General features: G+C 67.1%; 23 protein-coding genes and 1 other RNA gene. 11 read left to right on the top strand and 13 right to left on the bottom strand.

Going from position 1 to position 24,354, the window contains the following annotated elements; genetic code table 11:
• Positions 1-90: 90 nt before the first annotated feature.
• Positions 91-1,290, bottom strand: coding sequence for an MFS transporter (locus tag ACZK08_RS07785; RefSeq protein ID WP_065175027.1), 1,200 nt, complete (start codon positions 1,288-1,290; stop codon positions 91-93).
• Between the two features lie 72 nt (positions 1,291-1,362).
• Here ACZK08_RS07785 and ACZK08_RS07780 point away from each other — a divergent pair, with 72 nt between their 5' ends.
• Entirely contained in the window at positions 1,363-2,160 is a 798-nt protein-coding gene (locus ACZK08_RS07780) for an AraC family transcriptional regulator (protein ID WP_065181304.1), read from the top strand.
• A 145-nt stretch (positions 2,161-2,305) separates the two neighbouring features.
• On the opposite strand, the gene dnaJ is transcribed toward ACZK08_RS07780, so the two are convergent.
• The 4 genes from dnaJ to hrcA form a co-directional block, all read right to left on the bottom strand.
• On the bottom strand, positions 2,306-3,430 hold the full coding sequence (gene dnaJ / locus ACZK08_RS07775) for a molecular chaperone DnaJ (protein WP_053519713.1): 1,125 nt from the start codon (positions 3,428-3,430) through the stop codon (positions 2,306-2,308).
• A 153-nt stretch (positions 3,431-3,583) separates the two neighbouring features.
• Positions 3,584-5,506 carry a molecular chaperone DnaK gene (gene dnaK / locus ACZK08_RS07770; RefSeq protein WP_053519712.1) on the bottom strand — a complete coding sequence of 641 codons (1,923 nt, stop codon included), beginning with the start codon at positions 5,504-5,506 and terminating at the stop codon, positions 3,584-3,586.
• Positions 5,507-5,712: 206 nt separating this feature from the next.
• Entirely contained in the window at positions 5,713-6,228 is a 516-nt protein-coding gene (grpE, locus tag ACZK08_RS07765; RefSeq protein WP_053519711.1) for a nucleotide exchange factor GrpE, read from the bottom strand.
• Positions 6,229-6,291: 63 nt separating this feature from the next.
• Positions 6,292-7,356 carry a heat-inducible transcriptional repressor HrcA gene (hrcA, locus tag ACZK08_RS07760; RefSeq protein WP_053519710.1) on the bottom strand — a complete coding sequence of 355 codons (1,065 nt, stop codon included), beginning with the start codon at positions 7,354-7,356 and terminating at the stop codon, positions 6,292-6,294.
• A 114-nt stretch (positions 7,357-7,470) separates the two neighbouring features.
• On the opposite strand from hrcA, the gene recN reads away from it, so the two are divergent.
• Entirely contained in the window at positions 7,471-9,132 is a 1,662-nt protein-coding gene (recN, locus tag ACZK08_RS07755; protein WP_065175026.1) for a DNA repair protein RecN, read from the top strand.
• 43 nt (positions 9,133-9,175) lie between these two features.
• Here the strand turns inward: recN and ACZK08_RS07750 are convergent, their stop codons facing one another.
• Complete coding sequence (locus ACZK08_RS07750; RefSeq protein ID WP_065181303.1) at positions 9,176-10,093, bottom strand: LysR family transcriptional regulator; 918 nt, start codon at positions 10,091-10,093, stop codon at positions 9,176-9,178.
• A 97-nt stretch (positions 10,094-10,190) separates the two neighbouring features.
• On the opposite strand from ACZK08_RS07750, the gene ACZK08_RS07745 reads away from it, so the two are divergent.
• Positions 10,191-11,444, top strand: a complete 1,254-nt coding sequence (locus ACZK08_RS07745; protein ID WP_065181302.1) for an SGNH/GDSL hydrolase family protein — start codon at positions 10,191-10,193, stop codon at positions 11,442-11,444.
• Between the two features lie 55 nt (positions 11,445-11,499).
• Here the strand turns inward: ACZK08_RS07745 and fur are convergent, their stop codons facing one another.
• Positions 11,500-11,907, bottom strand: a complete 408-nt coding sequence (gene fur / locus ACZK08_RS07740) for a ferric iron uptake transcriptional regulator (RefSeq protein WP_053519706.1) — start codon at positions 11,905-11,907, stop codon at positions 11,500-11,502.
• 103 nt (positions 11,908-12,010) lie between these two features.
• Between fur and ACZK08_RS07735 the strand changes: the two genes are divergently transcribed.
• Positions 12,011-12,403 carry an outer membrane protein assembly factor BamE gene (locus ACZK08_RS07735; protein ID WP_053519705.1) on the top strand — a complete coding sequence of 131 codons (393 nt, stop codon included), beginning with the start codon at positions 12,011-12,013 and terminating at the stop codon, positions 12,401-12,403.
• A 36-nt stretch (positions 12,404-12,439) separates the two neighbouring features.
• On the opposite strand, the gene ACZK08_RS07730 is transcribed toward ACZK08_RS07735, so the two are convergent.
• Together ACZK08_RS07730 and ACZK08_RS07725 are read right to left on the bottom strand one after the other, a co-directional pair.
• Positions 12,440-12,697, bottom strand: coding sequence for an RnfH family protein (locus ACZK08_RS07730; protein ID WP_053519704.1), 258 nt, complete (start codon positions 12,695-12,697; stop codon positions 12,440-12,442).
• Positions 12,698-12,700: 3 nt separating this feature from the next.
• Positions 12,701-13,126 (bottom strand): type II toxin-antitoxin system RatA family toxin, encoded by a 426-nt coding sequence (locus ACZK08_RS07725; protein WP_053519703.1) that lies wholly within the window; start codon positions 13,124-13,126, stop codon positions 12,701-12,703.
• A 57-nt stretch (positions 13,127-13,183) separates the two neighbouring features.
• On the opposite strand from ACZK08_RS07725, the gene smpB reads away from it, so the two are divergent.
• Positions 13,184-13,687: an SsrA-binding protein SmpB gene (gene smpB / locus ACZK08_RS07720; RefSeq protein ID WP_019661238.1), complete on the top strand. Its 504-nt coding sequence runs from the start codon at positions 13,184-13,186 to the stop codon at positions 13,685-13,687.
• A 51-nt stretch (positions 13,688-13,738) separates the two neighbouring features.
• On the opposite strand, the gene ACZK08_RS07715 is transcribed toward smpB, so the two are convergent.
• Positions 13,739-14,311 carry a hypothetical protein gene (locus ACZK08_RS07715; RefSeq protein ID WP_053519702.1) on the bottom strand — a complete coding sequence of 191 codons (573 nt, stop codon included), beginning with the start codon at positions 14,309-14,311 and terminating at the stop codon, positions 13,739-13,741.
• A gap of 229 nt (positions 14,312-14,540) precedes the next feature.
• Between ACZK08_RS07715 and ssrA the strand changes: the two genes are divergently transcribed.
• The 6 genes from ssrA (at position 14,541) to ACZK08_RS07685 (ending at position 21,648) form a co-directional block, all read left to right on the top strand.
• Positions 14,541-14,894, top strand: a transfer-messenger RNA (tmRNA) gene (gene ssrA / locus ACZK08_RS07710).
• A gap of 287 nt (positions 14,895-15,181) precedes the next feature.
• Positions 15,182-16,681 (top strand): S8 family serine peptidase, encoded by a 1,500-nt coding sequence (locus ACZK08_RS07705; protein ID WP_227255201.1) that lies wholly within the window; start codon positions 15,182-15,184, stop codon positions 16,679-16,681.
• Positions 16,682-16,966: 285 nt separating this feature from the next.
• Positions 16,967-18,976 (top strand): esterase/lipase family protein, encoded by a 2,010-nt coding sequence (locus ACZK08_RS07700; RefSeq protein WP_065181301.1) that lies wholly within the window; start codon positions 16,967-16,969, stop codon positions 18,974-18,976.
• 125 nt (positions 18,977-19,101) lie between these two features.
• Positions 19,102-19,974 carry a glyoxalase III HchA gene (gene hchA, locus ACZK08_RS07695; protein ID WP_065175070.1) on the top strand — a complete coding sequence of 291 codons (873 nt, stop codon included), beginning with the start codon at positions 19,102-19,104 and terminating at the stop codon, positions 19,972-19,974.
• A 5-nt stretch (positions 19,975-19,979) separates the two neighbouring features.
• The gene (locus tag ACZK08_RS07690; RefSeq protein ID WP_065181300.1) at positions 19,980-20,684 is read left to right on the top strand and encodes a PA1136 family autoinducer-binding transcriptional regulator; all 705 of its coding nucleotides are present in this window, start codon (positions 19,980-19,982) and stop codon (positions 20,682-20,684) included.
• 109 nt (positions 20,685-20,793) lie between these two features.
• Positions 20,794-21,648, top strand: coding sequence for an endonuclease/exonuclease/phosphatase family protein (locus ACZK08_RS07685; protein WP_065181299.1), 855 nt, complete (start codon positions 20,794-20,796; stop codon positions 21,646-21,648).
• A gap of 18 nt (positions 21,649-21,666) precedes the next feature.
• On the opposite strand, the gene ACZK08_RS07680 is transcribed toward ACZK08_RS07685, so the two are convergent.
• The 3 genes from ACZK08_RS07680 to ACZK08_RS07670 form a co-directional block, all read right to left on the bottom strand.
• Positions 21,667-21,930: a hypothetical protein gene (locus ACZK08_RS07680; protein WP_053517461.1), complete on the bottom strand. Its 264-nt coding sequence runs from the start codon at positions 21,928-21,930 to the stop codon at positions 21,667-21,669.
• 220 nt (positions 21,931-22,150) lie between these two features.
• A complete protein-coding gene (locus ACZK08_RS07675) occupies positions 22,151-23,572 on the bottom strand; it encodes an efflux transporter outer membrane subunit (protein ID WP_065174973.1) in 1,422 nt (473 codons plus the stop codon).
• Positions 23,566-24,303 carry an SDR family oxidoreductase gene (locus tag ACZK08_RS07670; protein ID WP_053517458.1) on the bottom strand — a complete coding sequence of 246 codons (738 nt, stop codon included), beginning with the start codon at positions 24,301-24,303 and terminating at the stop codon, positions 23,566-23,568. The genes ACZK08_RS07675 and ACZK08_RS07670 overlap by 7 nt, the downstream gene beginning before the upstream one ends.
• Positions 24,304-24,354: the final 51 nt, after the last annotated feature.

Here is a 24,354-nt window from a genome sequence, read left to right as displayed (position 1 = left end):
CCCACCCCGCCAATCCACGGATAGCGCGCTTCGGTTGTTGCCGTTGCCTCTGCAGGTGCAGGGCTGCAAGCCCTGCAAACCCACCCTCCCTCAGTGAGCAGCAGGCCGCGACGGCGGCAGCCATGCCGCCACGATGCCGAGCAGCGGCAGGAACGCCGTCAGGTGATAGACGTATTCGATGCTGGTCCTGTCCGCCAGCAGGCCCAGCACCGCCGCGCCCAGGCCGCCCATGCCGAACGCAAAACCGAAGAACAGGCCCGACACCATGCCGATCCGGTGCGGCATCATCTCCTGCGCATAGACCACGATGGCAGAGAAGGCAGACGACAACACGAAACCGATCAGCACCGCCAGCACCGTGGTCCACAGCAGATCCGCATGCGGCAACGCCAGTGCGAACGGCGCCACACCCAGGATCGAGGTCCAGATGATCGGCTTGCGGCCGATGCGATCGCCCAGGGGACCGCCCAGGAAGCCACCCGCCGCCGAAGCCACCAGGAACGCGAACAGGTGCAGCTGCGCCTGCGCCACCGGAATGCCGAAATGGTGGATCAGGTAGAAGGTGAAGTAGCTGCCGATGCTGGCCATGTAGAAGTACTTGCTGAAGATCAGCACCAGCAGGATCGCCAGCACCTTGGCCACGGTGCGCGGAGGATGCCGCGACGCCACCGCCGCCACGCCGGCCGGGCGGGGTGCGCCCAGGTGCAGCGCATACCAGCGGCTCACATAGGTCAGCAGGGCGATGCCGACCAGCGCAGCACCGGCAAACCATGAGGCCGCATGCTGGCCGTACGGCACGATCACGGCGGCGGCAATCAGCGGCCCCAGCGCGGTACCGAAGTTGCCGCCGACCTGGAACACCGACTGTGCGAAGCCATGGCGCCCGCCGGACGCCAGCCGTGCGATGCGCGACGCTTCCGGGTGGAAGATCGCCGATCCGATGCCGACCAGCGCGGCGGCCATCAGGACCATCGCATAGTTCGGCGCGAAGCCGAGCAGCAGCATCCCGCACAGCGTCGAGGCCATGCCGATCGGCAACGAGTACGGCGCTGGATGGCGGTCGGTCTGCATCCCCACCAGCGGTTGGAAGATCGACGCGGTGAGCTGGTAGGTCAGCGTGATCAGTCCGATCTGGGTGAAGCTGAGATTGAAGCCGCCCTTGATGACTGGATAGATCGCCAGGATCAACGACTGCATCATGTCGTTGACGACATGCGAGGTGGAGATGGCGGCCAGTACGCCGGGCGCCACCGGGCGGGAGGTCGTTGCAGGGGAAGCCAGAGTCGACATGGACGCAGTCAGATTTGAGGGCGGTTCCGCATGCTACGGTTGCCTTCCCCTCCCTTCTGCCGCGTTCGGGTCATGGCCTATCGCAAAAAGGACATTGGCGGTGACGTCGATCCGGCTGCGCCGTGGCGCGATGTGCCGCTGCATCGCCCGGTCACCTACCGGGTTACCCAGTACCCGGCCGGCACCCATATCGCAGGCCACAAGCACCAGCGCCACCAGCTGGTCTATGCCATCTCCGGGCTGATGGTGGTGCGCTCGGAAGTCGGTCGCTGGGTCGTGCCCTCCACCCGTGCGATCTGGATGCCGGCCGGCATGGTGCATGCGGTGGACTGCATTGCCGCCGTGCACATGCGCAGCCTGTACATCGACCCGTCATTCGCCCCGCAACTGCCGGCCGAACCGTTCGCGGTACAGGTGGCACCGCTGCTGCGCGAACTGCTGCAGGCAGCCACCCTGATCAAGGGCGAGCACATCGAAGACAGCCGCGATGGCCGCGTGGTGCGCCTTCTGCTGGACGAGCTGCATCGCATGGACGTATTGCCGCTGCACCTGCCCGCGCCTACCGATCCGCGCCTGCAGCGGATCTGCCAGCACCTGCAGAAGCATCCCGGCGACGATGCGACGCTGCAGGACTGGGCGCAGTCACTGGAAGTGGATGTGAAAACCATCCAGCGCCACTTCGCCAACGAACTGGGCATGACCTTCGGCCAGTGGCGGCAGCAGGCGCGGCTGCTGGCGGCAATGGAACGGCTGGCGACCGGCGAGAAGGTCATCGATGTCGCACTGGCGATGGGCTACGACAGCCCCAGCGCGTTCACCAGCATGTTCAAGCGCCAGCTGGGGCAGACCCCGGCGGCGTTCTTCCGCTGACCCTATGCACAGAAACGCCGGGCATGGCCCGGCGCTACCGGATTCATAAGGTCACGGACCGATGCCCGGCGGCGCGCAATGCATTCCCATACACGACAACGCCGGGCATGGCCCGGCGCTACCGTTCAACGCTTGCGTTGAAAATTCAGGACGTCATCCGGTCCCAGAAGCCCTTCACGCCGTCCATGAAGGTGGCGGACTTCGGCGAGTGCTTGCGCGCTTCCTCACCGACGAAGGTGGCCTCGAACTGCTCCAGCAGCCTGCGCTGGTCGTTGGTCAGGTTGACCGGCGTCTCGACCACCACGCGGCAATACAGATCGCCCTCGCTGCGGCTGCGCACCGAACGCACGCCCTTGCCGCGCAGGCGGAACAGTTTGCCGGTCTGGGTCTCTGCCGGAATGCGGATCTCCGCTTCGCCACCCAGCGTCGCCACGCGCACGGTATCGCCGAGCGCCGCCTGCGAGATGCGGATCGGCACTTCACAATGCAGATCGTCGCCATCGCGCTGGAAGATGGGGTGCTCGCGCACGCGCACTTCCACGTACAGGTCGCCCGGCGGCGTGCCGGCCGGCCCCGCTTCGCCCTCGCCAGCCAGGCGGATGCGATCGCCGGTGTCGACGCCCGCCGGCACCTTCACCGACAGCACCTTGTCTTCCTCGACACGGCCATTGCCGTGGCAGGTCTTGCAGGGCTTGGCAATGATCTGGCCGCGGCCGCCGCAGTTGTGGCAGGCCTGCTGCATGGCGAAGATGCCGCGCTGGATGCGCACCTGGCCGCGGCCGTGGCAGACGTTGCAGGTCTCCACCTTGCCGTCTTCCGAGCCGCTGCCATCGCAATCGCCGCATTCGGCCAGGGTCGGGATCTCGATGCGGCGCTCGACGCCACGCACCGCTTCTTCCAGGTCCAGCTCCATCACGTAACCGATGTCGGCACCGCGGCGTGCCTGGCGCGGACCGCCGCCGGCACCACCGAAGATGTTGCCGAAGATGTCGCCGAAGATATCGTTCATGTCCGGACCACCCGGACCGCCCCCGCCCATGCCGTGCTCGAACGCGGCATGACCGTGGCTGTCATACATCCGGCGCTTGTTGCCGTCGGACAGCACCTCGTAGGCTTCCTTGCACTCCTTGAAGGAGGCTTCGGCGGCCGCATCACCCGGATTTCGGTCCGGATGGAACTTCATCGCGCAGCGGCGGTAAGCCTTCTTCAGCTCTTCTTCGTTGGCGGTGCGGGCCACGCCCAGCACTTCGTAGTAATCGCGCTTGCTCATATCGTGAATCGGCTTCCGGAATGTCGGGATTCGTCAAAGCGGAAGAGCGGAACCAGGTCCGCTCTTGCGTCGGGCGCCCCGACGCGCCGGAGGCGGTCAGGACCCTGATGCGACAACGGGACGCTGCCAGGCAGCGTCCCGCGTCGGTCCGGATCAGGACTTCTTGTCGTCCTTGACTTCGGTGAACTCGGCGTCCACCACGTCGTCGTTGCCCTTGCCCGCATTGCCGGCATCGGCGCCCGGGGCACCGCCCTGCTCTGCCGACGCTGCGGCGAACAGCGACTGGCCGGCTTCCTCCAGCACCTTCGACTTGGCTTCGATCTGTGCCTTGTCGTCGCCCTTCATCGCGGTTTCAAGATCGGCCAGAGCCGCTTCCACCTTGCCGATGACATCGCCGCCGACCTTGCTGCCGTGCTCGGTGATGGCGCTGCGGGTGCCGTGGATCAGGGCATCGGCCTGGTTGCGGGCCTGCACCAGTTCCTGGAACTTCTTGTCTTCTTCGCGGTTGGCTTCCGCGTCGGCGACCATGCGGGCGATCTCTTCCTCGGACAGGCCCGAGCCGGCCTTGATCTCGACCTTCTGTTCCTTGTTGGTCTTCTTGTCCTTGGCCGACACATGCAGGATGCCGTTGGCGTCGATGTCGAAGGACACTTCCACCTGCGGCAGGCCACGCGGCGCCGGCTCGATGCCGGACAGGTCGAACTTGGCCAGCGACTTGTTGAAGCGGGCCTGTTCGCGCTCACCCTGCAGCACGTGCACGGTCACGGCCGACTGGTTGTCCTCGGCGGTGGAGAACACCTGCGAGGCCTTGGTCGGGATGGTGGTGTTCTTCTCGATGATCTTGGTGAACACGCCGCCCATGGTTTCGATGCCCAGCGACAGCGGGGTCACGTCCAGCAGCAGCACGTCCTTGACGTCGCCGCCCAGCACGCCACCCTGGATCGCCGCACCCAGTGCCACGGCTTCGTCCGGGTTGACGTCCTTGCGCGGCTCCTTGCCGAAGAACTCGGTCACCGCCTGCTGCACCTTCGGCATGCGGGTCTGGCCGCCGACCAGGATCACTTCGCTGATGTCGCTCGAACGCAGGCCGGCATCGTTCAGGGCGACGCGGCACGGCTCGATCGACTTCTTGATCAGGTCTTCCACCAGCGCTTCCAGCTTGGCGCGGGTCAGCTTGATGTTCAGGTGCTTCGGACCCGACGCGTCAGCGGTGACGTACGGCAGGTTCACTTCGGTCTGCTGGGCGCTGGACAGCTCGATCTTGGCACGCTCGGCAGCGTCCTTCAGGCGCTGCAGAGCCAGCGGATCCTTGCGCAGGTCGATGCCCTGGTCCTTGTTGAACTCTTCCACCAGGTACTCGATGACGCGGTTGTCGAAGTCTTCGCCGCCCAGGAAGGTGTCGCCGTTGGTGGCCAGCACTTCGAACTGCTTCTCGCCGTCGACGTTGGCGATCTCGATCACCGAGACGTCGAAGGTACCGCCGCCCAGGTCGTACACAACGATCTTGCGATCCTTGTTGTCGCCCTTGTCCAGGCCATAGGCCAGCGCGGCCGCGGTCGGCTCGTTGATGATGCGCTTGACGTCCAGGCCCGCGATGCGGCCAGCATCCTTGGTGGCCTGGCGCTGGCTGTCGTTGAAGTAGGCCGGCACGGTGATGACCGCTTCGGTGACCTTCTCACCGAGGAAGTCCTCGGCGGTCTTCTTCATCTTCTCCAGTACCTTGGCCGAGATTTCCTGCGGCGCCATCTTCTTGGCATCGCTGGTGGCCACCCACGCATCACCATTGTCATGGGCGAGGATGCTGTACGGGACGTGGGCGATGTCCTTCTGCACCTCGGCGTCGGTGAACTTGCGGCCGATCAGGCGCTTCACCGCGTAGAAGGTGTTCTTCGGGTTGGTCACCGCCTGGCGCTTGGCCGAGGCACCGACCAGGACTTCGCCGTCCTTGGTGTAGGCGACGATCGACGGGGTGGTGCGATCGCCTTCCGAATTCTCGATGACGCGGGCCTTGCCGCCGTCCATGATCGCCACGCACGAGTTGGTGGTGCCGAGGTCGATACCAATGATCTTGCCCATGGGGGAGACTCCTGAGAAATGCTGTGTGGATGTCAGTCCGGCCGCTCGGCCGGTGGATGAATGGGATGTGGGGGAGGCTCGTGGAACATTCAAGCCATCTCCCGAACGCTGTGTTCAGCCGTTCAAGGTTCGCCGGGCATTGCCCGGCGATGACGATCCGGGGGTAGCGCCGGGCCATGCCCGGCGGCCGCTCCCGGATCGACCGCTCAGTCGGCGGCCACCACCACCAGCGCCGGCCGCAGCAGGCGCTCGTTGAGCAGATAGCCCTTCTGGAACACGGTCACCACGCTGCCCGGGGCGGCGTCAGGGGCCGGCACCTGGCTGATCGCCTGGTGGTGCTCCGGGTTGAACGGCTGGCCGGTCGGGTCAATCAGGACCAGGCCGTTGTCGGCGGCGACCTTCAGCAGCTGCTTGTAGGTCAGCTCCAGGCCCTCGCGCAGCGGGTGCGGGTCGTCGCCGGCGGCCTTCAGGCCGGCATCCAGGCTGTCGAACACGGGCAGCAGTTCGCCCAGCAGCTTCTCGTTGGCGAACTTGCGGGCCTGCTCGATGTCGCGGGCCACGCGCTTGCGCTGGTTCTCCAGGTCGGCGCGCTCACGCAGCGCATCGGCCCTGACCTGCTCGACTTCCGCGCGCAGGCGCTCCACTTCGTCATTGACGCCTGCTGCGGCGGCCGCGTCGGCGGCGCTCTGCTGGGATTCGAAATCTGGATGTTCGTGGTTCATGTCTGGGTCCCTGGCGGTCACTCCCCGCCTCCACCCACCCTAGTGTGGGCGGGATGCTGCGTTTCAAGCGTCCGCGGCACCGGATCCGCGTCCGGTCGGTGAAAAGGCCGCCCCCAGCACGTCGGCGGTGGCCTGTACCAGCGGGATCATGCGGTCGTAGGCCATCCGCTTCGGCCCGATCACCCCCAGCACGCCCAGCACCTGCCCGTTGGCCGCATACGGGGCGGTCACCAGCGAAACGCCCTGCAGCGGCATCATCCCGGTCTCTTCGCCGATGAAGATGCGCACGCCCGGGGCCTGGATGGTCCGCTCCAGCAGCTGCAGGATCTCGCGCTTGCTGGAAAACAGCTCGAACAGTTCACGCAGGCGCTCCAGGTCGGACAGGTCCTGGACCCCCATCAGGCGCGTCTGGCCCGCCACCAGCATGTCGTCGGCCGCGGGCTGCAGGGCCTGCTCGGCCAGTTCGATGCTGTGCGCCAGCAGCTGCTCCAGCTCGGAGCGGGCATCGCGCAGCTCCAGCAGCAGGCGCGCCCGGATCTCCGCCAGCGGCAGCCCGGCGAAATGGGCGTTGAGGTAATTGGCGACCTGCTCCAGCTGGCCCGGCGCGAAGTCCTGGCGGGTTTCGATCACCCGGTTCTGGACCTCGTTGTCGGCGAACACCAGGATCGCCAGCACCCGGCGGCCGTCCAGCGCCACGAAATCGATCTGGCGGAAGGCGAACTGCTCGCGCCGCGGCGCGCTGACCACGCCGACGAAGTGGCTCATCGCCGACAGCAGCTCGGAGGCACTGCCGAGCAGGGCCTGGGTGCTGCCGCCACCGGCCAGTTCCTGGCGCAAGCGGGCCAGCTCGCCCTCGCCCGGCGGCTGCATCTGCAGCAGGCTGTCGACAAACACCCGGTAGCCATGCGCGGTCGGGATCCGCCCGGCGGAGGTATGCGGCGACGCCAGCAGGCCCAGGTCCTCCAGGTCGCCGAGGATGTTGCGGATGGTGGCCGGGCTGACTTCCAGCCCGGCCACGCGCGCCAGCGTCTGCGAGCCCACGGGCTCACCATCCTGGATGTGGCGCGCGATCAGCGTGCGCAGCAGATGGCGCGCGCGCGGGGCGAGTTGGTCGGCGGAACCGTGCATGGAATCAACCTGTGAGACACGGAGACTAGATAATGGCGCCGGATCACCTTGGCAAGCCATTGGACCGCCCGCGTGCGCGTGCTAGCGTTGCGCGGCTCAGATACCCCCAGACCCATGCTCAGACACCTATCGATCAAGGATTTCGCCGTCGTCCGCGCTACCGAACTTGAATTCGGGCCTGGCATGACCGTGGTTTCAGGCGAGACCGGCGCCGGCAAGTCGCTGATGGTCGACGCGCTGGGCTTCCTGTCCGGCCTGCGCGCCGACAGTGGCGTGGTCCGCCACGGTGCCGCCCGTGCCGAGCTGTCGGCCGAGTTCGCGCTGGAGCATCTGCAGGCCGCACGCCAGTGGCTGGCCGACAACGAGCTGGACGATGAGGACCAGTGCCAGCTGCGCCGCGTGATCCGCGCCGACGGCGGTTCGCGGGCCTGGATCAACGGCCGCCCGGTCACCCTCGCCCAGCTGGGCGAACTGGCCGCGCTGCTGGTGGAAATCCACGGCCAGCATGAACAGCAGGCCCTGCTGGCGCGTCCTTCCCAGCTGGCCCTGCTCGATGCCTATGCCGGCAACGAGGAAGAGCGCCGTCAGGTCCGCCGCGCCGCAGCCGCCTGGCAGGCACTGGTCGATGAATCCCTGGCGCTGTCGCAACAGGGCGACGTCAGTGACCGTATCGGTTTCCTCGAGCATCAGCTGCGCGAACTGGACCGTGAGGATCTGGAGCCCGAATCGATCCTCGCGCTGGGCGCCAGCCATCGGCGCCAGGCCCATGCCAGCGCGCTGCTGACCGCCTGCCAGGCCGCCAGCAACCAGCTCAACGGCGACGAGGGCAGCTCGGCGCTGGATCAGCTGCAGCAGGTGCGGCACGAACTGGCCCGGCTGATCGAACACGACCCGCGCCTGGGCGAGGTGGACAGCCTGATCGAAAACGCGTCGATCCAGCTGCACGAAGCCCTGTCCCTGCTCGACCGCGTGCACGACGACCTGGATGCCGACCCCGAGCAGTTCGAGGAGAACGAGCGCCGTCTCGGCCGCCTGCACGACCTTGCGCGCAAGCATCGCGTGCCGATGGACGAACTGGGCGCGCAGCGCGAGCGCATGCATGCCGAAGTGGAGCAGCTGCGCGGCGCCGACGAGCGGCTGCAGCGCCTGGCCGGCGAGATCGACAAGGCCGCGGCCGCCTGGCGGGTGCAGGCCGAAGCACTGAGCGCAAGCCGGCGCAGTGCGGCGGCCGCGCTGTCGACCACCACCACCGGCATCATTGCCGAGCTGGGCATGGGCGGTGGCCAGTTCCTGATCGAGCTGGAACCCCAGGACGGCGGCAAGCCCGACCCGCAGGGCGCCGAACGCGTGGAGTTCCTGGTCGCGGCCAACGCCGGTCAACCACCACGCGCCCTGCGCAAGGTGGCCTCGGGTGGCGAACTGTCGCGCATCTCGCTGGCAATCGAAGTGGCCGCGCTCGACCTGGACGCCGTGCCGACCATGGTGTTCGACGAAGTCGACTCGGGCATCGGTGGCGCGGTGGCCGACATCGTCGGCCAGAAACTGCGCGCCCTTGGCGAGAAGCGCCAGGTGCTGTGCGTGACCCACCTGCCGCAGGTCGCGTCCAAGGGCCATGCCCACTACCGGGTCAGCAAGGCACCGGTGGAAGGCATGACCCAGAGTGCGGTGGAGAAGCTGGACCTCAAGGCACGCGAGGAAGAACTGGCACGCATGCTCGGTGGCGTCGAAGTGAGCAAGGAAGCGCGCGCCGCCGCCCGCAAGCTGCTGCAGGTCTGACGCCGGCGGCGCCGAGCGACGCCCGGTCCGTCCCACCGCAGGTTCACCCCAGCGGCCGCGCCAGATCCACCTTTTCCACCAGGAAATCCAGGAACGCACGCACCCGCAGCGGCAGATAGCCACCCTGCCCCAGGAATACCGCGTGCACCTCTTCCAGATCGCCGGGATTGGCCTCTTCCAGCACCGGCAGCAGCCGCCCGGCCGCTATGTCGTCCCTGACCTGGAACGCGGCCAGCCGGGCCAGCCCGAGCCCTCCCAGCACCAGCTGCCGCAGGGCATCGCCGTTGCTGGCGCGCGCATTGCCGCTGGTGGGCACGCGCAGCACCTGGCCGCCCTGCAGCAGCGGCCACCCCTGCATCGCCCGCGCATGGCCGATGTCCAGCCGGTTGTGCGTCTGCAGGTCGTCGACGTTGCCAGGCAGACCGTGTCGCTGCGCATAGCCGGGTGAGGCCACGATCATCATCCGCGTCGCCCCCAACCGTCGTGCCACCAGGCTGGAACTCTTCAGCGGACCGGCCCGCACGGCCACATCGGTGCGCTGCTCGAGCAGATCGATCACTTCATCGGTCAGGGTCAGATCCACCCCCACCTGCGGGTGCTGCTGCAGGAACATGGGCAGCAACGGCAGCAGGAAATGCTGGCCGAAGGGCACGTTGGCATTCACCCGCAGCCGCCCGCGCGGTTCGGCATGCGCGCTCGCACAGCGCTCGGCCTCTTCCAGGTCAGCAAGCACGCGCAGCCCGCGCTCGTAGAAGGCGCAGCCCTCCGGGGTCAGCTGCAGCTGGCGGGTGGATCGCTGCAGCAGGCGCGTGCCCAGCCGCTGCTCCAGCCGCGCCACCAGCTTGCTGACCGCCGAGGGCGTCATGTCCAGGCTGCGGGCCGCCGCAGAGAATCCGCCGGTTTCGATCACCCTCACGAACACTTCCAGCTCGCCGGAGCGATTGATGTCGGGTCGCGGCATGGTGATGAATCCAGTTCACAGATGATTATCCAGGCGCAGTCTAGTTCACAGAAAGCAGCAGGGACACCATGGCCCCTCCTTCCGACGGACCCTTCCGATGAACCGCCTGAGCACGTTGACTACCGCTGCCCTGCTCACCCTGTCCGCAGCAGCCAGCGCCACGGCCGCCCCTCCCCGGCACTGGGTGGCCAGCTGGCAAGCCAGTCCACAACCGGTTTGGCAGGCAGACTTCCTGTTTCCGACGCTGATCCCCGCAGAGCTGGCCGACCAGACCTTCCGCCAGACCGTCCGCATCAGCCTGGGCGGCTCGCGCCTGCGTGTCCGCTTGAGCAACGCCTACGGGACACAGCCACTGCGGGTGGGCCGGGCCACCCTGGCGGCACATCCGGGCGAGGTGCCGCAGGCGCTGACCTTCGATGGCCAGCCCGGCGTGCTGATCGCGCCTGGCCAGGACCGGCTCAGCGACGCGCTGCCGCTGCCCACGCGCAACCTGCAGTCGCTGCAGGTCAGCATCCATCTGCCACAGTCCACGCCGCTGCGGACGTTCCACTGGGAGGGCCGGCAGACCAGTTGGATCGCGCCGGGTGACCAGAGCCTGGCTGCGGACCTGGACGGGGCCCGCAGCACCACGGCCCGCCTGCTGCTGTCCGGCATCGACGTCGAAACCGCAGCACGCGCGCGCAGCGTGGTGGTGATCGGCGACTCGATCACCGATGGCGCAACGGCCAGCCTCGACCAGGACCAGCGCTGGACCGACCATCTCGCCGCACGGCTGGCACCGCAGGGAATCGCAGTGGTCAACGCCGGCATCTCCGGCGGACGCCTGCTGCGCGACGGCATGGGGGAATCCGCCCTGGCCCGCTTCCCGCGCGATGTCCTCGACCAGCCCGGTGTCGCCAGTGTGATCGTGCTGATCGGCATCAACGACATCAGCTGGCCGGGCACAGCGTTCGCGCGCGGCCAGGACCGGCCCGGGCTCGCCGAACTGCAGGCCGGCTATCGCAGCCTGGCCGGACAGGCCCATCGCCATGGACTGCGCATTGTCGGCGCAACCCTGCCGCCGTTCGCCGGTGCCCTGCCCGGCACCCCGCTGGACGACTACTACCAGCCGGACAAGGACGCACTGCGCCAGCAGCTCAATGCCTGGCTGCGGCAGGACAGCCCATTCGATGCGGTGATCGACCTGGATGCAGTGCTGCGCGACCCCGCCGATCCCTCACGGATGGCCGCCGCCTACGATTCAGGCGACCATCTGCATCCGGGCGATGCCGGCAACCGGGCCATGGCCGAGGCCGTGGATCTGCGGATGCTGATGCCGCCATCGCACCCGGCGGTGACTCCGCCGCGCTGACGAAAAACCCCGGGGCCAGCCCGGGGTCTCGTCGCAACCGGCACGCAGGGGGTGCCTATCTGCGCTTCTTGCGCACGTACAGCACCAGCGAGTGTTCTTCCAGCTCATAGCCGTGATCGGCCGCGATCTTGCGCTGCAGTTCCTCGATCTCGGTACTTTCGAACTCGATGATCTTGCCGCTGTCCACATCGACCATGTGATCGTGATGGCCGCCGCGGTCCAGTTCATAGACGGCCTGGCCGCCTTCGAAATTGTGCTTGAGCACAAGGCCGGCAGCCTCGAACTGGGTCAGTACCCGGTACACCGTGGCCAGGCCGATCTCGTCACCATGCTCCAGCAGCTGGCGGTAGATGTCTTCGGCGGTCATGTGGTGCTGGGCAGTGCGCTGCTCGAGCAGCGCCAGGATCCGCATCCGTGGATGGGTTACCTTCAGGCCGACTTTACGCAGGTCGTGGGTTTCCATAGGTCTCCGTTCATTGGCGATTTAGCGCCAGCTGCCTCGGATTGGGTCGCGGTGGCACGCCGGGAGTGTATCATCGGTTCGATTTCCCCAACCGCCAGTCCCGATGCGCAATCTCCTGTTGGTCGCCGCCGTCGCCCTGTCCACCACCGGGTGCGGCATCATCTACAAGCAACCCATCTATCAGGGCAACCTGATCCGGGAAGATGCCGTGGCCAAGCTGCAGGTCGGGCAAAGCAAGCAGCAGGTGAACGCGCTGCTGGGCACGCCCTCCGTGCCGGACCCGTTCCATGCCCAGCGCTGGGACTACACCTCCAGCCAGCGGGTCGACCGTCTCGGCCGCACGGAAGTGAAGAACTTCACCGTGTATTTCGAGAACGACGCCGTGACGCGCTGGGAGGGTGACTATTTCCCGGCCAACGACAAGGCGCTGGCCCAGCAGACCGTCCGCCAGTTCGGCCGCAACCTGCCGAAGGACAAGAAGAAGAAGGGCCGCTGAGGCCGCCGGCCCGTTCCGACGGACGGGCCCTGGCCCTCAACCGCCGAGCGCGCGACGCCGGCGGTTGTCCTTGGGATCGGCCTGCAGCGGGCGCAGCAGTTCGACCCGGTCCCCATCCAGCAGTGCCTGCTGCGGGCGGGCCAGCACACCATGCACGGCGGCAGCCGGGCAGCCGGCACTGCCCTCAAGAGCGGCAGCGGCGATCGCATCGGCAACCGTGGCGCCCTCTTCCAGCTGCAACCGGCGTGACAGCACCCGCTGCGGCCAGGCAAGCACCACCTCGACCTCGATCATCGCTCAGTCCTCGTCGGCGACCCGGACGAAATCGTTGACCATGCGATCGGCCAGACCCTGGAAGCCGATCGCCAGCGCCGGGCCCAGCAGCCGTGAGCTGGGTTCGAATTCCAGGGTCAGCGTCACCTTGCAGGCGTCTTCGGCCAGCGCGTGGAATTCCCAACGGCCATGAAGCTGCTTGAAGGGACCGTCGCGCAGCTGCATGTCGATGCTGTGCGGGCGCTGCAGGGTGTTCTCGGTCTGGAACCAGGTACTGAACGAACCCAGGCCCAGGTCCAGACGCGCCACCAGCCGGTCCTCGCCCTGCTCCAGGATGCGGGCATCGGAGCACCAGCGGAAGCGGCGCGGATAAGCCTGGACGTCGTTGACCAGGTCGAACATGCGCGCGGCCGAATGTTCGACCAGGGCGCTGCGGCGGATAGTAGGCATGTATACGGGACGTTTCGGCAATCGACCGGGCGGGCCCGAATCGGAGACAATACGGAAATGAGCAAGAACAGCGGCAAGGATAAAGCAAAGAGCGCGACGGCCAACAAAACCATCGCGCTGAACAAGCGTGCCCGCCACGAGTACCACATCGAAGAGCGCTTCGAGGCCGGGCTCGCCCTGCAGGGCTGGGAGGTCAAGTCGATCCGGGCGGGGCGCGGCAACATCATCGACGCCTACGCTTACGTGAAGCGTGGCGAGATCTACCTGATCGGCGCACAGATCACTCCGTTGATCCAGGCCTCCACCCACGTGGTGGCCGAGGATCGGCGCGAGCGCAAGCTGCTGCTGCACCGGAACGAGATCGACAAGCTGATCGGCAAGGTCGAGCGTGATGGCTATACGATCGTGCCGACCGCGATGTACTGGAGCAAGAACAAGATCAAGCTCGAGATCGCGCTGGCCAAGGGCAAGCAGAACCACGACAAGCGCGATGCGGCCAAGGATCGCGACTGGGCGATCGAGAAGCAGCGGGTGATGCGGCGCGGCAACCGCGACGCCTGAGGCAGGCCCCGCCGCCTTGTGGCGCCGGGCGATGCCCGGCGGCCCGGGCCATCAACCAGCCAGCATGCCCTGCCCGCGCGCGCGCGGCGCCAGGGCCGCGTGCATCACGGCCAGGTGCATCACTACCGCCAGTTCAGGCGCGTGGCGGTCATCGCCCGCCCGCCACTGCTGGGCGAGCTGGGCTGCATCGGCCGGCAGCAGGGCCAGCAGCTGCGTATCGTCGAGCGCATCGGCTGCACCCTGCAGCTGGCGCGCCAGCTGCCGCGACTGCCACACGTGAACGCCGATGCTGAGGCTGGCCAATGTCATCAAGGTCAGCGCCAGGCCGTGCTCGAACCACTGCGCCAGCACGTCCGGCCCCCACAGCAACGCCGCCAGTACCGCCAGCGCCGGCAGCCGCCAGCCCAGCCAATGGGTGCGCCCACGCTGCGGCCAATGCACCACCACTGCGCTGGCGACCAGCGCCACCGCTGCGGTGGCCGGCAGTTCGGTCAGCCAGGTCGCCGCCAGCAGCACCGCCAGCAGCGCCCAGACCCAACCGGGAGGCAACGCCCGTCGCTGATAGTCGGCCCCGACCGGGCCCACCAGCTGGCGCAGGCTGCGCTGTTGCATCGCGTCGGTCACCCACAGTCTCCCGTTTCTGTCCTGCCCTGGATGGTCACGACCAGTGTGTCGCAAATCCGTGCCGGAGACGTTAGCAATCCGCTATGACACAGGCAGTACAACATGTTGCGGATTGACCGGCCGCGCGAGGTGACTGTTCAGCTGTTTTGCCGTAGCATGACAACCGTTGGGCAGGCCCTGCCCGTGGTGACACGGAATCGGCCCTGTACCTTGCAGCACTGTAGAAACCGGGGGTGCATTGGTTTCGACGGGGGTTGTGAAGTCGCCTGGCGCATGCCGAGGGGGTAGCTTTCCTCGTAAATCCAGCTGCAAAACTCTAGTTGCCAACGACGACAACTACGCTCTGGCCGCTTAAGGCCTAAGCCTCGAAACCGCTTGTGTCCATGCTCGCGGTGTAGAGTCACTATCATGGAATCGCGCTGGACGGCTGCCTGTCAGTCCGGCACTAGAACACAACAGGCTGGTTCCCGGATGCGCTTTGCACGCCGTGCTGTTCGGGGACGAGATTCAACGGCGAGCTAAGCATGTAGTGCTGGGGATGGAGTGCCTTCGGACGGCGGTTCAATTCCGCCCACCTCCACCAACGAGCGGTCCTTCAAGGACCGGAGAAGCCCGGACATTCCCGCCAGAAGGGGATCTCCGGGCTTTTTTATTGCCTGCGGTATACACCGCTCGCCGCGCGTGTCGATCTCGACATCGGTAAATCGGTTCAGAAATTTCCTACCCCCGCACTGGGGGAGAACGGTCTGCGAAGCCGTTCGTTCAAGGTCGCCATCAGAAAGGAGACCGCACGGACATACCCCCTTCATCTCGAGTCGAGCCCCCAGGGCACGACCGGCTCATCGCACCTTTCACAAAGGAACTGTATTCATGCGTACGTCGCTTCGGGTTTCCCTTGCCAGTGCCATCACCCTGGTCCTGGCCAGTGCCCCTGCCTTCGCCCAATCCACCGAACGGGTGTGGACACGGGGCATGGACAACAACCAGCAGTACAGCAGTTTCATCGTCAAGTACCGCGATGGCAGCCGCAAACGCGTCTCTGCCGACACCGCCCAGGATGCGCTGAAACAGCGCCTGGGCGTGCAGCAGCGCAGCAAGCGCTCGGTGGGTGCGGCGCAGGCTGCGGCGGTGGCGCATCAGCGCCGCATGGGTGGCGGCGCCGATGTGATCAGGACAGACAAGGCACTGGATCGTCCGGAGGCCGAGATCCTGATGCAGCGCATCGCCGACGACCCGGACGTCGAATACGTGCAGCCGAACTTCATGATGAGTGCGTTCGCCACGCCCAACGATCCGCGTTACGCCGAACAGTGGCACTACAGCAATCCCGTCAGTGGCGCACGCGTGCCGGCGGCATGGGATCGCTCCACCGGCCAAGGGGTCGTGGTGGCGGTGATCGATTCGGGCTATCTCGACAACAACGACCTGCAGCCGAACCTGCTGCCAGGTTACGACATGATTTCCTCCACCCGGCCGTTCAGCAATCTGCAGTGCATCCTGGGCGGGCTGAATCCCGGTTGTGGCGGTTCCGACGATGGGGATGGCCGCGATGCGGATGCCTTCGATGCCTCGGGCATCGCGCACGGCACCCACGTTGCGGGAACCGTCGCGGCGGTAACCAACAACCAGATCGGCGTGGCAGGCGTGGCCTACAACGCGAAGGTCGTACCGGTACGCGTGCTGGGCAACCAGGGCAATGGCGGCTCGGATGACATCATCGACGGCATGCTCTGGAGCGCTGGCATCGCTGTGCCGGGTGTTCCCGCCAATGCCAATCCGGCCGAGGTCATCAATCTCAGCCTGGGCGGCCGTCGGCCCTGCTCGCCGGCCGAGCAGGATGCGATCGACGACATCACGGCCACCGGCACCCTCGTGGTGGTCGCGGCGGGCAACAGCAACCTCGATGTGTCCGAGTTCGCACCGGCGAACTGCAACGGCGTGATCGCGGTAGCCGCGAACGACCAGGGCGGGCGCCGCGCGTTCTACTCCAACTACGGCGCAGGCATCCATATCACCGCGCCCGGTGGCGAGACGTGGTCGTGCCGCGCCTCGGTGGGCGAGTTCCTGCCCCTGGCCACACCGCCGAACTCGACCAACTGCGCACCGACCCGCCAGCATCCGGCGCAGGGCGTTCTGTCCACGGTGGGCAACAATGCCTTTGACTTCATGTCCGGCACCTCGATGGCGGCACCGCACGTGGCCGGCGTCGTCGCGCTGATGCAGGCGGTGGCACCGGTGCCGAAGACCACCAGCCAGGTCAAGGACATCCTGCGCCGCACCGCCCATCCGATCGCGGCGGCCAACTGCCCGGGGGGTTGCGGTCCGGGCATCATCGACGCCGCAGAAGCTGTCAGGGAGGCCAGCAACTGAGGCCCGGGCGCAGCGGCCCGCCACAGCCGCTGCGCCATGCGTTGCCCGCCGGTCAGATCCACAGGCCACCTTCTCCCACACTCCCGGCACGAAACCCATGAACTGGTTCGACGGCATGGCCATCGGCTTCCTGCTCGGTGTGCTGGCATGTACTGCTGCAGTGGTCCTGGCAATCCGCAACAGCGATCTGGACGATTGACGACCGGCCGCTGAAGGAACCGGCGCACGCCGCTTCCGCCTTGACATGCCTCCCGCTAGAGTGGCGCGACCGCGCAGGAGGATCGTATGGCAACCACGGGAATGGGCATCGTCGGCCGCACGGCTCTCGTCTTCACCCTGCTGCTGGCGCTGAGCGGCTGCGCCACCCTGCGCCAGTTCGGGCCCTCGGTGCAGGTCGCCTCGGTTACCCCCGGCCAGTACATCGCGCTCAAGCGCGGTGACATCCTCACCACCGGCAAGCTCAGCTCGGCCACCCTGGAAACCCTGCGCGTGGCCGGTCTGGACGAGGGTGTCTGCGCCAGGCCCGGTCCGCCCTGCATCGATGCAATGGAGGCCAGCATCGTCGTGCGCGAGGAAGACAAGCGCTCGGCCCTGGCCGAACTCTGGCTGCAGTACGCATTGACCCTGCCCGCCCCCAAGCGCGAGTACTCCGCCGAAGGCCGCGCCAAGGCCGTGGTCACCGAACTGGACGCCGGCTTCCAGCCGCGTCTGGATGCGTGGATGCAGGTTGCGCGGCAGGCCTACGCCTATCTGTTCTTCACCGAGCGCACCGCCAACCAGCGGGGTTTCGAGGATCGCCAGACGCAGGTGCGGGACTACTACAACCTGGCCGTGCAGGAAGCCTCCGTGCAACTGTTCGAGGCCTACGCTACCGGCCGGGTGCACAGCGACACCAGCCGCTTCCAGCTGGGACGATGGACCTTTGTGCTGGCCCCATCGGACGACGGCTCGCCCTTGGACGAGCGTACGCCGAGGGAGCTGGTTCCCGCCGCAGCGCTCTCGTTCACCGGCACCCTGCGCAGCGTGCATCGCCGGGATGGCTTCGGCGCCGAGCTGGTGGCGGTGATGGATGATCCCGGCAGCGACGTGGACACGCCTGCTGGCGCGGCCAGCGCCGCCGCGTCCGTACAACGCAGCTGGAGCGAAATGCCTTCGCCATCGATGTCGGTGCTGCTGCGGTTCTCCGGCAACAACCTGTGGGAAGTGCTGCACGACGACGAGCCGGAGGTGGAGATCCACGATCCCTACCAGGTTTCGGAAGTCACCCTGCATGGCCAGCAGGTGCCACTGGCGGCCAACTTCACGGCAGGCTACGCGCTGTGGCTCGCACGCTCCAACTTCAGCCGGCAATCGCTGCGCTCGCTGTTCGGCAGCAAGGGCGGCATCGATACGCCGCATCTGTACATGATGCAGCCCTACGACCCGAAGCGCCGCGTGCTGTTGATGATCCACGGCCTGGCAAGCAGCCCGGAGGCATGGGTCAACGTCGCCAACGAGCTGATGCGCGACGATGAGATCCGCCGGGACTTCCAGGTGTGGCAGTTCTACTACCCGACCAACATGCCCATCGCGATGAGCCACGATGCGATCCGCCACATGCTGGCCGATGTGCTGCAGCACTTCGATCCCACCGGAAAGGCCGCGGCCTCGCATGACATGGTGCTGGTCGGGCACAGCATGGGCGGAGTGATCTCGCGGCTGATGGTGTCTTCGTCCGGCGACCATCTGGTCGAGACCCTGCTGGCAACCGCGCAGATGACGCCAGCACAGCGCGAGCTGCTGCGCACCCGCGGCGCGCCGGTGCTCACGTTCAAGCCGGAACCGGAGATTTCACGGGTGGTATTCATTGCCACACCGCATCGCGGCACCGACGTCGCCGGTACCCGCCTCGGGCGCTGGATCGGCCGTCTGGTACGGCTGCCACTGACCGTGCTGGAGGACGTGGCGACGATCGCCAACGACGGCCACGTCGATCGCGACGACGGCAAGCACGGCTACCAGATGAACAGCATCCAGAATCTCGACAAGGATGACCCCTTCGTCAAGGCCGTCGCCGATCTGCCGATGTCTCCGAGCGTGCGCTACCACTCCATCATCGCGCGCGCCAAAGCCGACGGACCGCTGGAGCAGACCAGCGACGGACTGGTGCCGTACTGGAGTTCGCACCTGCCGGGCGCCGAATCGGAGAAGGTGATCGTGTCCGGTCACAGCGTGCAGGAAGCCACGCCCGCCATCGTCGAGCTCAGGCGCATCCTGCATGAAGACATGCAGGCACACGACCGGCGCGATGAATAGCGCAGGCTGATCGCCGTTCCGCCACCGGCGGAGACGGCGGGTCAGGCGTTGCGGGAAATCCCTCATCGCACGTACGCACAGTGCCTCCTATGCTGGCCGCACCTCCCCGACAGCAGGCCAGCCACATGAACACCCAGGACCTCAGCCGCCAACCCCGTCCCGATCCGGCCGAGCGCGATGCCTTCTTTCCCTCGCCCTGGTCGCTCTCGCAGTTCACGTCACCCACCAGCAATCTGTCCGGCGCGGACTATGCCGACGCACGCCGGGATGGCCGCTGGAAGATACTGATGATCGGCGCCGATGAGCGCTACCTGCCGACCGCCAACGGCCACCTGTTCTCCACCGGCAATCACCCGGTCGAAACGCTGTTGCCGATGTATCACCTGGACAAGGCCGGCTTCGACTTCGATGTGGCAACCCTGTCCGGCAACGCCGTGAAGTTCGAATGGTGGGCGTTCCCCGGCGAGGACCGCGACATCGGCGGTCTGTACGAACGTTACCAGGCGCGGTTCCGCCAGCCGAAGGTGCTGGACGACATCGTGGCCTCGCTGGACGCGGCGTCGGACTATGCAGCCATCTTCATTCCGGGCGGGCATGGTGCACTGATCGGCCTGCCGGAGAGCCGCGCGGTCAGCAAGGCGCTGCACTGGGCGATGGCACAGCAGCGCTACATCATCACGCTCTGCCACGGCCCTGCAGCGCTGTTGGCTGCCGGGATCGATGAAGCGGGCGGTGATTCGCTGTTCCGTGGCTACCGCATCTGCGCCTTCCCCGATGCGATGGACCGGCAGACGCCGGACATCGGCTACATGCCCGGGCAACTGCCGTGGTTCTTCGGTGAAAAGCTCGCGCAGCAGGGCGTGCAGATCGTCAACGAGGGTATTGACGGCAGCGTGCTGCAGGATCGCCTGCTGCTGACAGGCGATAGTCCGTTGGCCGGCAATGCACTCGGCCAGTTGGCCGCACGCACCCTGCTGGACGCGCTGGCAGGTCGCTGAACACCGTGGCCGCGCTGGTGCCGATGCTGCTGGAACTGGAGCAGGCGCGTTCGATCGCCGGGATCGGCGCGCTGCTTCGCTCGATCGCCGCGCCCCTCGGCTACGATCGCGTGCTGGTGTTTGCGGCCGGCACCGGGCTGGAACGCGGCGCACACCGCGTGTACTGGATCGAGGGCGACTGGCTGGGCGAAGGGCGTGAGACCGATCTTGCCCGCTACCTGCATGCCTGCCCGGTCAACCGCCACGTGCTCGACAGCGATGCCCCGTTCTTCTGGAGCAAGCGCGACGGCGCAAGGGGGGCCCGCTACCAGGTGGTCAGGCAGCCCCGCGGCGACGGCCTGCATGGCCTGCAGGTACCCGTGTTCGGAACCACGGGGCTGGAAGGGGCAATCAGTTTCGCCGGAACGATCATCGACGCTTCCGCGCCTGCCCGGCTGCTGCTGGAGTCTGCCGGCACAGCAGCATTCCGCGCCGCCCGCCGGCTGGCCGAAGCACCGGCTGAACGCCCCCTGGGCGAACTGAGCACGCGGGAACGCGAGGTTCTGCGTTGGGTCGCAGCCGGCCGGCGCCAGGCGGAGATCGCCGCCACGCTGGGGTTGTCCGCGCGCACCGTGGAGAACCACCTGCGCCGCGCGCGCCAGCGCCTGGGCGTTGCGACGACGGCGCAGGCCGTGCGCGCGGCCGCGCGACGCGGCGAGATCGAAGACTGAGCGGGCCCCCGTGCAGCCGCCACGCCAATGACCCATCCCGGCATACCCTCCCCTGCCAATCCGTGCCATCCTTCATGGAATCGTTTACATGGAATGGAGGGATTCCACGATGCTGTCGCGTTTCCGTCGCCCTGCGCTGTGTGCGCTGCTGGCCTTCGCTCTTCCCGCCATCGCCTGGGCGGCGGCCCCTGCGCCGCTGAAGGTGATGTCCTTCAATGTCCGCACCCCGGCCGACACCGCGCCAGGCAAGCGCTGGCCGGATCGCCGCGATGCGATGGTCAAGGTCATCCTGGATGCCCGCCCGGCCGTCATCGGCACCCAGGAGCTGGTACAGGAACAGGCCGACTATCTCGCCGGCCACCTGCCCGGCTACGCGTGGTTCGGTGAAGGACGGCGCGGTGGCAGCGGCGATGAGCACATGGGCGTGTTCTACGACACGCGGGTGCTGGCCGTGGAGGAATCAGGCAACTTCTGGCTGTCCGATACACCGGAGGTCGCCGGCAGCATCACCTGGGGCAACCTGTACCCGCGCATGGTGACCTGGGCCCTGTTCCGTCGCCTTGACGATGGCCGCCGCTTCTACTTCATGGACACCCACCTGCCCTATCGCGACGAAGACGAACCGCGCCGGGTCAAGGGAGCCGAGCTGATCGGCAGGCGGGTGGCGACGCTGCCGCCGGATCTGCCGGTGGTGCTGACGGGCGACTTCAACAGTGAACCCGGGGGCGGAACCTACGCGACGCTCACCCGCGTTCTGCAGGACGCACGCACCCAGGTGGCGTCTCCCCAGGGGCCGCGCCTGACCTTCCATGATTTCACCGGCAAGGCCACCACGCAGCTGGACTGGGTACTGGTGAGAGGCTTCCGTGCGCGCAGCTTCCTGACCGATGACCGGCGCATCGACGGCGTGCTGCCCTCGGATCACTTCCCGCTGGTGGTCGAGCTGGACTGGCCCCGGCCCTGAGTCGGATTGCCGCCGCGTTCACCGCGGCGGCTGCCGCGCCAACAGGCGATACAGCGCCTGGTGCTGATCGCGCGCCTGGCAGATGCGAGCGCCGATGGCCAGCAGCACGGCCACGCCGATCAGGCCCAGGCCCAGCATGGAGTCCGGCAGCCGTACGAAGCCGATGGCCGCGGCCAGCATCGCCAGCACCAGCAGAACGACCACCGCGACGGACAGTCCTGCACCGGGTGGTCCCGGATCGCCGAACAACATTCGTTGGGTATCCCGCTTGCCGTCCGTCATCGCCTGTCCTCTGATGGCCCGCCCCACTTGTTACACGGCAGAAGGCGCTTCCGGGAGAGTCAGAAGCGTCATGAATGTGACGGTGTCCACGGCTCACGCCGCGCTGCCCTGCCTGAGTTCGCAAAGTGTGGAGGACGGCATGGCAGGGCGGCAGGCGCCCGCCCATCGGTGGCCCTGACCGGAAACGAGGACGGAGGCCACTGCCTCCGTCCCCGTCCGGTCAATTCACCTGTGCCACGCTCGGCGCCTGCGGGGACTGGCCCCAACCACCCAGCGCCTTGTATACGCCGACTACGCTGACGTTGACCTCCGCCTCGGCGGCCGCCAGTGCATCATCGGCGGCCAGCTGGGTGCGCTGCGCGTCGAGCAGGGTCAGGAAGTCTTCCGAGCCCTCGCGATAGCGGATCTGCGCCAGCGACTCGGCTCGTCGTGCGGCCTGCGCCTGCTCCACCACGATCGCCAGCCGTGCCTGCTGCTTGGAGTAGCGTGTCAGCGCGTTCTCGGTGTCTTCCAGTGCCAGCAGCACCGTCTGCTCGTACTGCGCGGCAACGCCCTCGGCCTCGGCCTTGCTGGCACGCAGACGTGCGCGCACGGTTCCGAAATCGAAGGCTGCCCAGCTCAACGACGGCGTCAGCGACCAGGCCTTGTTGCTACCGTTGACCAGGCCATTGGCGTCGCCGCCGAGGAAGCCGACGAAACCGGAAAGCGACAACCGCGGGAACAGATCGGCCGTTGCCACCCCCACCCGTGCCGTGGCGGCTGCCAGCCGCCGCTCGGCCGCACGCACGTCGGCACGCTGGCGCAGCAGTTCGCGGGTATCGCCCAGCGGCAACGGCTTGGCGAACGCCGGCACCTCATGCGGCGCGAGCATGTCGGCCAGTACTTCCGGGCGCTGGCCCAGCAGCACCGCCAGGCGATTGCGGGACTGCGTCTCGGCCACTTCCAGCAGGGGAATATCGGCCTCGATCGCCTTCAGCCGGGCACGGCTGCTCTGCACATCCAGCTCGCTGCCGGCACCGAGTTCCCAGCGCGCCTCGGTCAGCTTCTGCGTATCACGCAGATTGACCAGTGTGTGCTGGGCCACGGCGATGCGCTTCTGCGTGCCGCGCAGCTCGAAGTAGTTGCGTGCCACTTCGGCGGCAACCAGTACCTGCGCATCGGCCAGGTTGGCCTGCTCGGCCCCCAGATCGGCGCGTGCCGCTTCGGCAGCACGGCGCTTGCGGCCGAACAGATCCAGCTCCCAGCCCGCATCGAACCCGAGCTGGTAGCTTTCACTGAACACCCGCTGCCCACCCAGCTGCGGATCGGGTTGCTTGCGGCGGTCGTAACTGCCGCCTGCGGTCACGTGCGGTGCCTGGTCGAAGCGGCTTTCGACGAACACCGCCCGCGCCTGGCTGACACGCGCCACGGCCACGCGCAGGTCAAGATTGCTCGACAGTGCGCCGTGCACCAGCTCTTCCAGCACCGGGTCATCGAACTGCGCCCACCAGCTGGCAACGGGCGATGTGGTGCTGAACACCGGCTGCTCCGCGCCCTGCAGGACGACAGGCTCCTGCTGGGGCGCCTTGTAATTGGGACCGACGGTGACACAGCCGGCCAGCACGAGGCTGGAAACGGCCACCGCCAGGGTGCGGATCACCATGGCAGCACCTCGCCCAGATAGGTGAAGCTGCCACTCGGGCCTTCAGGGCCGATCAGCGCCATCTGCACGCTGGAACGCGCACCTTCGGCGATCTCGATCTCGCCGTGGCCACCATTCATGTCGGTCTTGACGTAGCCCGGGTGCACGGTGTTCACCTTGATCGGCGAGCTGCGGAGCTCGTATGCCAGGGCCAGCGTCCAGCTGTTCACCGCCGCCTTGGAGGCGTTGTAGGCCGGAATCTTGAAGTCATAGATGCCCGAACCCGGGTCGGCGTGCAGGGTCTGCGAGCCGAGGATGCTGGACACGTTGACGATGCGCCCGGCCTTGGCCTGCTTCAGCAGCGGCAGGAACGCCTGGGTCACCGCCACCAGTGCATATACATTGGTGTCGAAGGTGCGACGCCACGTATCCAGCGACTGCTCCGACGGTGCCTGTGCCGGGTTCTCGATCATGATGCCGGCGTTGTTGACCAGGATGTCCAGCCGGCCGTGACGCTGGCGCACCTGCTCGACCGCGTCGGCGATGCTCGCAGCGTCGGTAACGTCCAGCTGCAGCGCTTCCACCGGCAGGCCTTCCGCCTGCAGCTTCAGTGCCTGCTCCACCGCCGTCTCACGCTTGCGGCCGGCCAGCAGCGTGTGCACGCCTTCCTTCGCCAGCTGGCGCACGGTCTCGGCACCGATGCCACGGGTAGCGCCGGTAACCAGCGCGATCTTGTTCTGATGGGTGTTCATGGATTCATGCCTTTGGAGGGATAAGCCAACGCCGGTCATCGACCGGCGGCG

The organism is Stenotrophomonas sp. 112478_Sma (assembly GCF_056479905.1).
The sequence above is the reverse complement of the archived record's forward strand: the minus strand, read 5'-3'. Positions and strand labels throughout refer to the sequence as shown.